Raw genomic sequence first — 12,833 nt, forward strand, 5'->3', positions numbered from 1 at the left:
CGTGACCGTCGAGCTTTCGGATTCGTCTGTGGAACCTGTGCGATACATCAGCGTTGCCTTGAAATAACAAAAACTTCACGGCATGGTCGAACAACACCGGCTTTACCGAATCGCAGGAGAACAGGCCCATGAACTTCAAGACGAGCGCTGCTTTGCTTTGTGCCGCAATTGCGGTGTCATCGTGTGTTGCGCCGGGACCCTCCTCGCAATCACCGAGCATGCCATCCGTTTCGCGGGGACCTGCGGTGGACGGCCGATGGATTGACCGTAACGGCATTATTTCGACATTCCAGAACGGCTCGTTCTCCACGCGTTCAAGCGACACGAATACACTTCTGGCATCTGGTACGTATGTCACGATCTCGCCGACGCTTTATGAGATCAACATGACATCGCTGGTGCGCAACACACAGTCGCGCGTCAACTGCGCACTGGTCTCACCGTCGCAGTTGAACTGCACGACGGACACCAACAGTCAGTTTACCCTGAACCGCCAGGGCTGACCGTACTTCCATTTCTGAATATTCGAAAATGCACGCTTAACGCGTGCATTTTCTTTATTTCATCCCTGTCACATTTTCTCTTGCCGTCCCGCGCCGCAGATGAAAACATCGCTCGCGGAAAGACTGACATACTTTCGCGTTAGACAATGAGCACGAACATGCGCGGACAGTGATCGAGCCGCCTCGTTCCGCGTGAAAAACAGGAGAGGGACTATGAAGCGATTTTTGAGACTGGGGATGCTGAGCGTATCGGCGATGACGCTTTCGGCCGGAGCTGCTTTTGCCGATTACGAACTCAATATTCTTCATATCAACGATTTCCACTCCCGTATCGAAGCGATCAACAAGTTCGACTCGACCTGCTCGGCGGAAGAAGCAGGCAAGAACGAGTGCTTCGGCGGCGCCGCGCGCCTGCTGACCGCGATCAACAAGACACGCGACGCGCTCAAGGCTGACGGCAAGAACGTTCTGCTTCTGAACGCCGGTGACAATTTCCAGGGATCGCTGTTTTACACCACCTATAAGGGTACGGTGGAAGCAGAAATGCTGAACGCCATGAAGTTCGACGCCATGACCGTCGGCAACCATGAATTTGACGATAGCGAAGACGGTCTCGCAGGCTTCCTCGACAAGGTTCAGTTCCCCGTCGTAACTGCCAACGTGGTTGCCAGCGCCGCTTCGAAAATTGGTGATCGGGTCAAGCCCTTCATCGTTCTCGATGTTGGTGGTCAGAAGATCGGCATCGTCGGCGCCGTCGCAAACGACACACCGGAACTTGCGACACCAGGCCCAAACATCACCATCGCCGATGACGTGGCGAAAATCACCGAAGAAGTGGTGAAGCTCAAGGAACAGGGCGTCAACAAGATCATCGCTCTGACCCATGTCGGCTATCCGCGTGATCTGGAATATATCGCCAAAATCCCCGACGTTGACGTCGTTGTCGGTGGCCACTCCCACACGCTGCTGTCAAACACCGATAGCAAGGCGGAAGGCCCCTACCCGACCCTGGTCGACAATCCCGGCGGTTACAAGGTTCCAGTCGTCCAGGCTGGCCAGTACAGCAAATATCTTGGTGACCTCCGCGTTCTCTTCGATGACAACGGCGTCGTGAAAGAAGCCAAGGGCGACCCGATCCTGGTTGACGCCTCCTTCACGCCTGACGAAGCCATTACCAAGCGGATCGATGAGCTCAAGGCACCGATTGAAGAGCTGAAGGCCAAGGTTGTCGGCTCCTCCGAAGGCGCAATTGAAGGCGACCGCAAGATTTGCCGCGTCAAGGAATGCTCGATGGGCAACCTCGTTGCGGATGCGACCCTGGACCGCGTCAAGGATCAGGGCGTCACGATTGCTTTTGCCAATGCAGGCGGGTTGCGCTCGTCCATTGACGCGGGCGACGTGACCATGGGCGAAGTTCTGACGGTTCTGCCCTTCCAGAACACCGTCGCAACTTTTCAGTTGAAAGGCGAAGACATCAAGGCCGCACTTGAAAACGGCGTCAGCCAGATCGACGACGTCGCAGGACGCTTCATGCAGGTTTCCGGCCTGAAGTATTCCTTTGACCGCTCGAAGCCGGTCGGTGAACGCGTCACCGACATTCAGGTCAAGGACGGCGAAGGCTTTGTAGCGCTCGACCCGGCCAAAACCTACACCGTTGCGGCCAACAACTACGTCCGCACCGGCGGCGACGGCTTCAAGGTCTTTAACGATAAGGCGATCAATGCCTATGACTTCGGACCAAATCTCGAAGAGGCCGTTGCGGCTTACGTCGGCAAGAACAGCCCTTACAAACCTTACACGGACGGCCGCATTGCTGAAGTAACACCGGCCGGCTACGTCGCTCCCGCCAAACCGGCAGCACCCGCTGCCGCTCCTGCGGCAACGGCGCCTGCACCTGCAGCAACGGCGCCAGCGGCAACCGCACCAGCTCCTTCCGCTCCAGCGGCAGCACAGGCCGCAGCGAAGTATGTCGTCGAAAAGGGCGACTCGCTGTGGAAGATCGCAACCGAAAAATATGGCAACGGCGCTCTCTGGACGAAGATTGCCGGTGCAAACGCGCTGAAGCGTCCAAACCACATCGAAATCGGCGAGGAGCTGGAGATTCCGGCGAACTAAGCCGAACCTTTCTCACAGGGCAATTTGCCGCAGACACGAAAGCCAGTCTCAAACGAGGCTGGCTTTTTTATTTTATCATAAAAATCATTGCCTTACGCCGCATACCTCGGCGAGGATCAGCCCACCCGCCGTGCAACCCGAGGAAATCGCAGCCGCAGATGGTTCAATCCTGAAAAATTTAGTCTAGAACACGATGAACCATTCGACGGCAAAAACGTAGTGCCATGCAATTCGAGTTTCAGGGTATTCTTCATGGTGGCAAACATATCCGCACTTCCCGCAAACCATCCTGCTGTTTCGTTCGGCAAGGTGGGTGTCCTCATCGTCAATCTGGGAACACCTGACGGCACCGACTACAAATCGATGCGGCGTTATCTGGCGGAGTTTCTAAGCGATAAGCGGGTTATCGAATGGTCACGACTGTATTGGTATCCAATCCTCTACGGCATCGTCCTCAACAAGCGTCCGCAGAAGGTCGGCAAGGCTTATGAAGAGATCTGGAACCACGATCTGAATGAAAGCTATCTTCGGACCTATACGCGCAATCAGTCCGATCTGATGGTCGACCTCCTCAAGGATCTGCCGAATGTGGTCGTCGACTGGGCGATGCGCTACGGCCAGCCGTCCATCGCGTCCAAGATCGATGCGCTGAAGGAACAGGGCTGCGAAAAAATCCTGCTTTTCCCGCTATATCCGCAATATGCGGCATCGACGACGGCGACCGTCAACGACAAGGCATTCGAACATCTCATGAAGCTGCGCTGGCAGCCGGCACTCCGCACCGTGCCGCCGTATCATGATGACCCGGCCTATATCGACGCCCTGGCAACCTCCGTGAAAAAACACCTGGCGACGCTCGACTGGGAGCCCGAGATGTTGATCACCTCGTTCCACGGCATTCCCCAGTCCTATTTCCAGAAGGGCGATCCCTATTATTGCCACTGTCAGAAAACTGCCCGCCTGCTGCGCGAGGCATTGGGACTAACGGACAAGAACTTCATGATTACCTTCCAGTCGCGCTTCGGACCGGAAGAGTGGCTGCAGCCTTACACCGACAAAACCGTCGAGAAACTGGCCTCGGAGGGCATCAAACGCATCGCCGTCATGAACCCCGGCTTCGTTTCCGATTGTCTTGAGACACTCGAAGAAATCGCTGGTGAGGCCGGTGAGATTTTCCTGCACAATGGCGGCGAAAAGTTCACGCATGTCCCTTGCCTCAACGACAGTGTGGAAGGCATGAATGTTCTCGAGAAGGTTGTGCGCCGGGAGTTGCAAGGCTGGGTATAATCCTGCCATAAGCAATCAAGGGTGCGAACTCCGAACGAAACGGATCGCGGAGGAAATGCGATGATTGAATTGGGCGGTTTCGATATCGTCGTTCTGGCAGCGGTGGTGCTGGTTATTCTTGTGCTGTTTGCCGGCATCAAGACTGTGCCGCAGGGCTATCGCTATACCGTCGAACGGTTTGGCCGTTATACGCGTACACTGGAGCCGGGCCTCAACCTGATCGTACCGTTCTTCGAGCGCATCGGTGCGCGCATGAACGTCATGGAGCAGGTTCTGGACATTCCGACCCAGGAAGTCATCACCCGCGACAATGCCAGCATCGCGGCCGATGCCATTGCTTTCTACCAGGTGCTGAATGCCGCTCAGGCAGCCTATCAGATTTCCAACCTGCAGATCGCTATCCAGAACCTCACCATGACCAACATCCGCTCGGTGATGGGTTCGATGGATCTCGACGAATTGCTGTCGAACCGCGATACCATCAATGAACGGCTGCTGCGCGTTGTTGACGAGGCCGTCGGACCCTGGGGTATCAAGGTCACGCGTGTTGAGATCAAGGATATTGCTCCACCCAAGGATCTTGTCGATGCCATGGCGCGACAGATGAAAGCCGAGCGTGAAAAGCGCGCGCAGGTTCTGGAAGCGGAAGGCTCGCGCAACGCGCAGATCCTGCGCGCTGAAGGCGCCAAACAATCGGCCATCCTCGAGGCGGAAGGACAGCGAGAAGCTGCGTTCCGTGACGCAGAAGCCCGCGAACGTCTGGCTGAGGCTGAAGCAAAAGCAACTCGTGTGGTGTCCGAAGCCATTGCTGCCGGCAATGTTCACGCCATCAACTACTTCATCGCACAGAAATACACCGAAGCTCTTTCCGATATCGGCACGGCAAAGAATGCCAAGATCGTCTTGATGCCGATGGAGGCGTCCTCCCTGATCGGCTCGCTTGGTGGCATTGGCGCGGTTGCGAAGGAAGTGTTCGGCGACAAGGGTGACGCCGCTGCAGCACCTTCGGCTCCGGCTCCATCGCGCTCCGTTCCGCCAAGCGGAAGACCGGCCGGCCACACCATCAATGTGAGCGTGCCGGGCAATCCGTTCGGCTCGTCATCGGAGAAGTAAAATGCTGCAACGGCTTGCCGCAGAGCTTGGTCCCTGGAGCTGGTGGATCGTCGCCTTCATCCTGCTCGCGGCGGAACTGATTGCGCCGGGTGTGTTCCTGATCTGGATCGGTCTTGCGGCACTGGTGATTGGCGCGCTCTCGCTGTTTCTGTGGGACGCGCCTGTCTGGGCATGGCAATTGCAGTTTGTGCTGTTTGCAGGTCTTTCGGTCGCGTTTGCCCTGTTGGGCAGGCGCTATTTCGGCAAGAACCGTGACACCAGCGACGAACCATTTCTCAATCAGCGGGAAGCAAGTCTTGTCGGCCGTACGGCCACATTGCAGGAGCCGATCGTCGAAGGTCGAGGCCGTATTCGTCTTGATGACACGTGGTGGCCGGTCGACGGCAAGGACATGCCGGCAGGAACACGGGTTCGGATCGCCTCCGCCCGTGGACGGACGCTGACGGTGGAAGCCATCGAATCCTAGATCAGCTGTCGTTAAGCCACGCCGATCCGCAAAAGATCGTGGAAGTGCACTAGGCCAACAGGGCGATTTTCTTCGTCGACGACAATAAGCGCGCCGATATGAAATTTCTCGAGGACCGCGAGAGCGCTCGTCGCCAACACCGATTTTTTGACCGTTTTTGGCGTACGGGTCATGATGTCGTCAACGGTCAGTTCGGCGAGATTGCGCGAAAGATTGCGCGCCATATCGCCCTCCGTCACGATGCCGCAGAGCCGTCCATCCTCATCCAGAACGCCAACACAGCCGAAGTGTTTGCGCGACAAGACGCTGACGGCATCGGGCATTGGCGTGCCCTTATTGACGAGCGGCACACGTTCACCGGTGTGCATGATGTCGCTAACAAGCGTCAGGCTCGCACCGAGCTTTCCACCCGGATGGAACACCTTGAAATCGCCTGCGGTAAAACTGCGTGCTTCCAGAAGTGCCACGGCAAGCGCATCCCCGAGCGCAAGTTGCATCAGGGTCGACGTCGTCGGCGCAAGTCCGAGCGGACATGCTTCCTGCTCATTGGGAACAAGCAGCACGATATCCGATGCCTTCGCCAGAGATGACGTTTCCGAGCATGTCAGGGCAACAAGCGGGATCGAGAAACGACGGGTATAATTAATGATGCTGCGCAGCTCCGCGCTCTCACCACCCTTGGAAATTGCCAGCACGACATCATTGCCGCCGATCATTCCAAGATCGCCGTGATTGGCTTCAGCCGCATGCACGAAAAAAGCAGGTGTTCCGGTCGATGCAAAGGTCGCTGCAAGCTTCGCGCCGATATGCCCGCTTTTGCCGACGCCGGTAATGATAAGGCGTCCTTCTGACTGACCGATCATCTCGATGACCTTGCAGAAGGGTTCAGCCAATCCGTTGGTCAGAGCCCGCTCAAGGGCGGCAAGGCCTTCACGCTCCATGGAAATCGTCCGCAGCGCGGATTCGATCGCATTGTCTTCGACCAGTTTCACAGCTCTCGTAATCATGGCCGACTGTTACTCTTTCCCCCGAAATAAGTCCACTGCCTCGACGATAACCGCAGGGTGGCGTTGTCGACACGAAAGGTCAGTGGCGCAGGACAGGTGGAGACAGTTCCTCGATCGTACCCAGACGCTTGAACGGAACCTTCTCTTCGTCGAGCAGATATCTCCCGACTGTCCGCACGCGGGAGCGCGAGCCGTCATCGTGCCGAACCGAATATTCCTGCGAATAGAAGGCCCCCGTTTTCAGCGTCGTCAGTGCTGTTTCAATGACACGATTTCGATCCGCCAGGTCTATTCTCTCAAGCATCTTGAAGATGCTGACGCCTTGCTTGGCTTCAGCCAGCGGGATGCCGAATATATCTGCGCAGACATCATCCAGGTAGAATTTGTCGTTGGTGATGTCCCAACAGTAGAAGCCGATCCGGTTCATATTCGACATGGGAGTCATAAAAGCACGGTCACTCAGAGGAAAACAAACGGGTTTTCAAATTCTTCAAACAAAATCGGTCTCGCGTTTTCGAAACATTGGCGACCCCTTGAAAGCTTCCCATCTATACACGCAAGCATAGAGTTACCGCGTTGGGCGATCGCGACCCTCATCTGTCGCAAAAACGTCATGTCGGCCCTTAGTTGGAATGTCGTTATTATTCCAGCCATTCGCCCAGAAAAAGAGTTCCCTTCCCGATATTTATCAAGTGTTAACCATAAAAACCCTATCGTTTAACCAATGTTAAACATGCGTCGCGTGAGTGAGTCTGCCAATTCCAGTAAGTGCCCATAATGCTCGGCTAGCCGGCATGGGAAACGGAAGTGACGGACCTTGGAGCGCGCCGCGATCGGAACTCGCCGGGTGAAAGAAGCATGGTCTTGAGAGGCACCGCAAAACGTCCGCAGACGTCGCGGAAAGCAGCAGCAATGCTGCTTGCCTGTACCGTTCTTTTCACGGCGGAAGCAGCGTTGGCGCAGGACGCTGCGACACCCGTACCCGTTACGGTTCCTCAAGGCACCGCCCTATCTGCCGGCACTACGGACACCGACACGCCGGCGAACACGGCGACTGCCACGACCCCGACACCACTATGGCGCCCCTCCAATAATCCAGGTGATCCGATATACGAGCAACAGGACGACAATGAGCGTCCTTATTCCGAGACAGAAAATCCCTATGAACCCACTGTAGACGGAGGTGAGAATCCACCCCCGACCGGTGAGCCTGGACAAACGCCAGGCATCCGTCTTGGAACATTTCTGCTGCGTCCGTCGCTCAGTCAGACGATCAACACGGAGAAACAGAGCAATACGGGCGGCCCTTCGCGCCGCAACTATCTGACGACCGGCATTCGCGGCACGCTGACCAGCGATTGGTCGAGGCATGCGTTGACGGTAACGGGTGACGGCGCTTGGGAGAAAAATTTCGGAAGCAAGGACGGAGAAGAACCCCGGGCAAAAATCGATGCGGATCTTCGCCTTGACCTTGGCGGTGACACCACAGCCAATCTGAAGGCTGGATATGAATTCAGTCGCGAAGACACAACCGACCCGAACGCGTTGACCGGCGCATCCGTCCAGGGCGGAGAGCACCAGTTTACGACTGGCGCATCCATCGAACGAGATTTCGGGAAATTGCGCGGTCTGGCGGCGCTCGATCTTTCCAGAACCGTCTACACTGACGCCAAGGGCCTGGATGGGACCGCGATCAGCCTGAGTGACCGGGACCGAAATTCCGCCAACCTGCGTGGACGTGTGGGTTACGAACTGTCACCTGCCCTCATCCCCTTCCTCGAACTGAATGCCGGAGCAAGCCGGTATGACGAAGACCGGGACAGCTCGGGCTATGCGCGCTCCTCCAATTCCTACGGAGCGAAAGTCGGTGCGGAGATCGATCTAGGCGAAAAGACCCGAGGCGAAGCGGCGATTGGCTATCTGCGCAAACAATATGACGACGATCGTCTGGCCTCCATTGGCGCATTGACCCTGGACGGGGATCTGAACTGGTCGCCGCAGCGCGGCACCAACGTCAATTTGGGTTTGAGAACGACGATCGAAGATTTTGCCGGCGGCCCACAGGGCGGCTGGATTTCCTACCAGCTCGATGCCGGCCTGACCCACGAGTTGCGCAACAATCTTGTTGCCCGCCTGACGGGCCAGATTGTCCGCCGGACGTTCCCGTCATCGTCCGACATGGAGGACGTCATGGAATACACCGCTGGGGCAGGACTGACCTGGGGCATCAACCGCTACCTCGATCTGACGGCCGACGTCAGCTACCAGTGGACACCGGTTTACGACAGCGACGAGTTGCGCGTTGGCGCCGGGCTTGTGCTCAAGCGCTAGATCGGACGCTGCCGGCACCAAAATCTCAAACAAAAATCCCGGCACTAGGCCGGGATTTTCATGTCGTGTTTCATAAGACTACTTCAGACCGCCGATCAAAGCCTTAATCGGGTCCTCAATCGAAGAGCGGATGTCGGCACGTTCCAGAGCAAAAGCAACGTTTGCAAGAATGAAGCCGTCCTTTGCGCCGCAATCGAACGTCTGGCCACGGAAGTGATAACCCGCAAATTCCTGCGAATCCGCCAGCGTCAGCATGCCGTCCGTCAACTGAATTTCGTTGCCTGCACCGCGTTCCTGATTTTCGAGAATGTCGAAAATCTCCGGCTGCAGAATGTAACGACCGTTGATGTAGAAGTTGGACGGTGCGGTACCCTTGGCAGGCTTTTCGACCATCTGGGTGATCTTGAATCCTTCGCCGACAGCGTCGCCAACACCGACGATACCGTATTTGTGGGTCTGATCCGGTTCGCATTCCTGCACCGCAATCACGTTGCCACCGGTCTGGTCGTAAAGATCAACCATGCCTTTGAGGCAGCTTTTCTGCGAGTGCATGATCATGTCGGGCAGCAGAACCGCAAAAGGCTCGTCGCCGACGATATCGCGTGCGCACCAGACCGCGTGGCCAAGACCAAGCGGAACCTGCTGACGGGTAAAGCTTGCCGTACCCGCCTTTGGCAGAAGGCCGGCCAGCAATGTCAGCTCGGCATTCTTGTTGCGCTCGCGCAGCATCTGTTCGAGTTCAAATTGAATATCGAAATAGTCTTCGATCACCGCCTTGCCGCGGCCGGTGACAAATACAAAGTGCTCGATGCCCGCTTCCGCCGCTTCATCAACGACGTACTGAATGACCGGCTTGTCTACGACAGTGAGCATTTCTTTCGGAACCGCCTTAGTAGCGGGCAGGAAACGTGTGCCGAGGCCTGCAACCGGAAATACGGCTTTCCGAATTTTCTTCTGTTCTACCACATATCCCTCCTGAGAGATAACAACTGGGTCCCATTCCCTCACGCAGTTGTTATTTCAAAAACAACAACGTTTTGTAAAGGTCGACGCTACCATCTATTAATGGTAAAGAATTTGTTGACGTTCTTTTGGTATCCATCGTGAAGCCCGATGCGTATCTCGCTATCGAAATGACATTCGAGAGAACGAAAGACCGACGATGACAAAGATGATCCTTTCAGATGTCCGCAAATTCGGCTGCATGGTGTTTGCAGGTTTGGCAATCACCCTGACGCCATTCTCGGCACATGCCGATGCTGGCTTCAGACAGTGGATCAACCAGTTTTACTCAACAGCCGCCAAAGAAGGCATCAGCAAGGCGACCTACCAGAAAGCGTTCGCCGGCGTGACCGAGCCCGATCCTGACGCGCTGCGCAAGGCCACCTATCAGCCGGAATTCACGACACAGGTCTGGGACTACATCGACTCGCGTGTCAATCCGTACACGGTTAGGATCGGCCGTGAAATGAAGGCACGCCACGCCACGACCCTGAACTGGATCGAGCGCAACTTCAACGTCGACAAGCATATCATCCTCGCCATCTGGTCGATGGAATCGAACTATGGTGCGGTACTCGAAAAACCGGAGCGCCTGCATAATATCCCGCAGGCTCTGGCAACCCTTGCCTATTCTGATCCAAAGCGTGGAAAGTTCGCCCGTACGCAATTGATTGCCGCCCTGAAGATCCTTCAGTCGGGTGACGTGACGCCGAAACAGCTCACCGGGTCCTGGGCGGGCGCCATGGGCCACACGCAATTCATTCCGACCAGCTATCTGCTCTACGCCGTCGACGCGGATGGCAACGGCAAGCGCGACATCTGGCACTCTGTGCCGGACGCACTGGCAACGGCCGCCAACCTGCTGGCAAAGAATGGCTGGGAACCCGGCCGGACCTGGGGTTACGAAACCGCGGTTCCGCGCGGCGGCGCCCGATATGAAGGTCAAACAAAGACCATTGCGGAATGGGCAAAGCTCGGCTTCACCCGTCCGAACGGCAAGAATTTCACCCGTGGTTCTGACCGCGCCATGCTGAAATTGCAGGGTGGCGCCAATGGTCCGGGTTTCCTGATGATGAAAAACTTCTTCACCATCAAGAAATACAACGCATCAGACAGCTATGCGCTGGCCGTTGGTCTGCTGGCAGACGAGATCGCCGGTTACGGTGGGATGCAGCAGAAGTGGCCGCGTCCTGACGGTACGCTGGACATCAAGGAAAAATTCGAGCTCCAGACCCGGATGAAAGAGCTCGGTTATTATGATGGCGAAATCGATGGTAACTTCGGCTCCGGCTCGAAAGCCGCAATCAGCGCAATCCAGTCCCGTATGGGAATGGAAAACGATGGCGAACCATCGCAGAGACTGCTGAGAGCCTTGCGTAACTGATAAGATGTGCCGGTCGGTTCAGGCAGTCTCGAAGACTGCCGGCGGACCGCCCGGAAAGGTCGATGTCATGAGTAAGAAGCCCGCATCGCAAAACGGAATCATCGGACGGCGCATCTGCGCCGTCATTCTGTCCGTTGCGATCTGCGTGCCACTCGCCCCATCTGGCGCCATTGCGCAGGAGCAGCGTCGGACTCTGTTCGAAATGTTGTTCGGCAGACCTGTTGGTAGAGAAGCACCGGCTGACCGTGAATATCAGCCGCGCAACCGACGCGATTTCCCCTCAGCGCCCTCGTCGCGCAACCGATCAGTCAGCAGACCGCAACCGGCGCGCAAGACACCATCCGTTGTCCAGATGCGTACCACAAAACCGGAACCGGCCGCAAAACTCGAAAATGCGCGGCGCGTTCTCGTCGTCGGCGACTTTCTGGCCGGAGGCATGGGGGAAGAACTTGTCAACGCTTTCGCCAGTTCCCCGGCCATCACCGTCGACGTGCGTGCAAATGGCTCGTCGGGCCTGGTGCGCACAGACTACTACGATTGGTTTGCAACACTTCCCGAATTCATCAAGGAGACGAGCCCCGCAACAATCGTCATCATGATGGGGTCCAATGACCGCCAGCAGATGCAGATCGGCGATATCAAGGAAAAGTTCGGTACAGATGTCTGGTACAAGGAGTATGAGCGTCGGATCGATGCACTCTTGGCCATCGCGGAACGCCAGAAGGTTCCACTATTGTGGGTCGGCGTACCCGCATTTCAATCTCCGTCACTGACGGCCGATCTTGCTGGCTTCAACCGCCTTTACCGCAGCCACGTCGAAAAGCACGGTGGTGAGTTCGTCGATGTCTGGGACGGCTTCGTCGATGAAGCAGGCAAGTTCGTTATCACCGGTTACGACATGAACGGTCAGCAAGCCCGCCTTCGCGAAGCCGATGGCATCGGCATGACGCAGGCCGGCAAGCGAAAACTCGCATTTTACGTCGAAAAATTCGTGCGCCGGCATCTCGACAGCGCCGGCCCCGATCTGGTGAATCTGGACGGTAGCAATCTGCCTTCACTGACCTCGCTGCCGGCACTTGGTATCGACGCCGGCCAGGTCCGAACGCAGCCTATCAGCCTTACAGATCCCGATCTCGATGGCGGCGAAAGACTGCTGGGCGACCAGCCTGTCAGAACATCTGTCGTCGAAACACCGCGTGAACGGCTGACAAAACGCGGTGAAATGAGCGACGCACCACGGGGACGCGTCGATGATTATCGCGTGTCCACGCCGGACGAAACGGCAACGAAGTAGCCTTCTCATGACGCTCGTTCGAGCACCCTCATCATCACGATATGTTAAAGTCGGAACGCGCTTCGACCTTGGTGGTTAACGCGAGTGCGGAGCAGGAACGCATCCGCTAAAAACGATGATATGAGGAGTAAACATCATGCCCCACCAAGGTGGTACACACGACCCGCATATGAAGCCCGGTCAAAAATCCGGCAAGGGCGGCAACGACAAAACCCGCAGCGCGTCATCGATGGAAAACAAGGCCCCCATGAAGGACACCACGCGGGATAAGTCGATGAAGGGTGGCCAACAGGGCCATAAAAACAAACACTAACGCGCTGTTTTACCTCAG

General features: G+C 56.5%; 12 protein-coding genes. 9 read left to right on the plus strand and 3 right to left on the minus strand.

Translation table 11 applies throughout. The features are described from left to right. Positions 1–128 precede the first annotated feature (128 nt). The 5 genes from omp10 to HWX89_RS04330 all read left to right on the plus strand — a co-directional run bounded on the left by omp10 (position 129) and on the right by HWX89_RS04330 (position 5,484). The gene (gene omp10, locus HWX89_RS04310; RefSeq protein ID WP_138793609.1) at positions 129–503 is read left to right on the plus strand and encodes an outer membrane lipoprotein Omp10; all 375 of its coding nucleotides are present in this window, start codon (positions 129–131) and stop codon (positions 501–503) included. Positions 504–716: 213 nt separating this feature from the next. Continuing rightward, on the plus strand, positions 717–2,618 hold the full coding sequence (locus HWX89_RS04315) for a 5'-nucleotidase C-terminal domain-containing protein (protein ID WP_138793608.1): 1,902 nt from the start codon (positions 717–719) through the stop codon (positions 2,616–2,618). A gap of 252 nt (positions 2,619–2,870) precedes the next feature. Continuing rightward, positions 2,871–3,905 (plus strand): ferrochelatase, encoded by a 1,035-nt coding sequence (gene hemH, locus HWX89_RS04320; protein WP_138793607.1) that lies wholly within the window; start codon positions 2,871–2,873, stop codon positions 3,903–3,905. A gap of 60 nt (positions 3,906–3,965) precedes the next feature. Continuing rightward, complete coding sequence (locus HWX89_RS04325) at positions 3,966–5,018, plus strand: SPFH domain-containing protein (protein ID WP_138793606.1); 1,053 nt, start codon at positions 3,966–3,968, stop codon at positions 5,016–5,018. Position 5,019: 1 nt separating this feature from the next. Next, the gene (locus tag HWX89_RS04330; RefSeq protein WP_138793605.1) at positions 5,020–5,484 is read left to right on the plus strand and encodes an NfeD family protein; all 465 of its coding nucleotides are present in this window, start codon (positions 5,020–5,022) and stop codon (positions 5,482–5,484) included. Between the two features lie 11 nt (positions 5,485–5,495). Here HWX89_RS04330 and HWX89_RS04335 read toward each other — a convergent pair whose 3' ends face one another. Then, positions 5,496–6,491, minus strand: a complete 996-nt coding sequence (locus tag HWX89_RS04335; protein ID WP_138793604.1) for a KpsF/GutQ family sugar-phosphate isomerase — start codon at positions 6,489–6,491, stop codon at positions 5,496–5,498. Positions 6,492–6,570: 79 nt separating this feature from the next. Then, on the minus strand, positions 6,571–6,936 hold the full coding sequence (locus HWX89_RS04340) for a PAS domain-containing protein (RefSeq protein WP_138793603.1): 366 nt from the start codon (positions 6,934–6,936) through the stop codon (positions 6,571–6,573). A 413-nt stretch (positions 6,937–7,349) separates the two neighbouring features. Here HWX89_RS04340 and HWX89_RS04345 point away from each other — a divergent pair, with 413 nt between their 5' ends. Then, positions 7,350–8,822, plus strand: coding sequence for an outer membrane beta-barrel protein (locus HWX89_RS04345; RefSeq protein WP_138793688.1), 1,473 nt, complete (start codon positions 7,350–7,352; stop codon positions 8,820–8,822). 78 nt (positions 8,823–8,900) lie between these two features. On the opposite strand, the gene galU is transcribed toward HWX89_RS04345, so the two are convergent. After that, entirely contained in the window at positions 8,901–9,788 is an 888-nt protein-coding gene (galU, locus tag HWX89_RS04350) for a UTP--glucose-1-phosphate uridylyltransferase GalU (protein ID WP_138793602.1), read from the minus strand. A gap of 196 nt (positions 9,789–9,984) precedes the next feature. Here galU and HWX89_RS04355 point away from each other — a divergent pair, with 196 nt between their 5' ends. The 3 genes from HWX89_RS04355 (at position 9,985) to HWX89_RS04365 (ending at position 12,815) form a co-directional block, all read left to right on the plus strand. Next, positions 9,985–11,208, plus strand: a complete 1,224-nt coding sequence (locus HWX89_RS04355; RefSeq protein WP_138793601.1) for a lytic murein transglycosylase — start codon at positions 9,985–9,987, stop codon at positions 11,206–11,208. A 67-nt stretch (positions 11,209–11,275) separates the two neighbouring features. Then, positions 11,276–12,502, plus strand: coding sequence for an SGNH/GDSL hydrolase family protein (locus HWX89_RS04360; protein WP_138793600.1), 1,227 nt, complete (start codon positions 11,276–11,278; stop codon positions 12,500–12,502). 136 nt (positions 12,503–12,638) lie between these two features. Further along, on the plus strand, positions 12,639–12,815 hold the full coding sequence (locus HWX89_RS04365; protein WP_178340620.1) for a hypothetical protein: 177 nt from the start codon (positions 12,639–12,641) through the stop codon (positions 12,813–12,815). The last annotated feature ends 18 nt before the right edge of the window (positions 12,816–12,833 follow it).

It is taken from the genome of Rhizobium sp. RM, from assembly GCF_013390595.1.
Taxonomy (GTDB): domain Bacteria; phylum Pseudomonadota; class Alphaproteobacteria; order Rhizobiales; family Rhizobiaceae; genus Agrobacterium.

Bases quoted from the DNA above. Each gene is read 5' to 3' on its own strand.
- omp10 (WP_138793609.1), top strand. From the start codon at position 129: ATGAACTTCAAGACGAGCGCTGCTTTGCTTTGTGCCGCAATTGCGGTG.
- HWX89_RS04315 (WP_138793608.1), top strand. From the start codon at position 717: ATGAAGCGATTTTTGAGACTGGGGATGCTGAGCGTATCGGCGATGACG.
- hemH (WP_138793607.1), top strand. From the start codon at position 2,871: ATGGTGGCAAACATATCCGCACTTCCCGCAAACCATCCTGCTGTTTCG.
- HWX89_RS04325 (WP_138793606.1), top strand. From the start codon at position 3,966: ATGATTGAATTGGGCGGTTTCGATATCGTCGTTCTGGCAGCGGTGGTG.
- HWX89_RS04330 (WP_138793605.1), top strand. From the start codon at position 5,020: ATGCTGCAACGGCTTGCCGCAGAGCTTGGTCCCTGGAGCTGGTGGATC.
- HWX89_RS04335 (WP_138793604.1), bottom strand. From the start codon at position 6,491: ATGATTACGAGAGCTGTGAAACTGGTCGAAGACAATGCGATCGAATCC.
- HWX89_RS04340 (WP_138793603.1), bottom strand. From the start codon at position 6,936: ATGACTCCCATGTCGAATATGAACCGGATCGGCTTCTACTGTTGGGAC.
- HWX89_RS04345 (WP_138793688.1), top strand. From the start codon at position 7,350: ATGGTCTTGAGAGGCACCGCAAAACGTCCGCAGACGTCGCGGAAAGCA.
- HWX89_RS04355 (WP_138793601.1), top strand. From the start codon at position 9,985: ATGACAAAGATGATCCTTTCAGATGTCCGCAAATTCGGCTGCATGGTG.
- HWX89_RS04360 (WP_138793600.1), top strand. From the start codon at position 11,276: ATGAGTAAGAAGCCCGCATCGCAAAACGGAATCATCGGACGGCGCATC.
- HWX89_RS04365 (WP_178340620.1), top strand. From the start codon at position 12,639: ATGCCCCACCAAGGTGGTACACACGACCCGCATATGAAGCCCGGTCAA.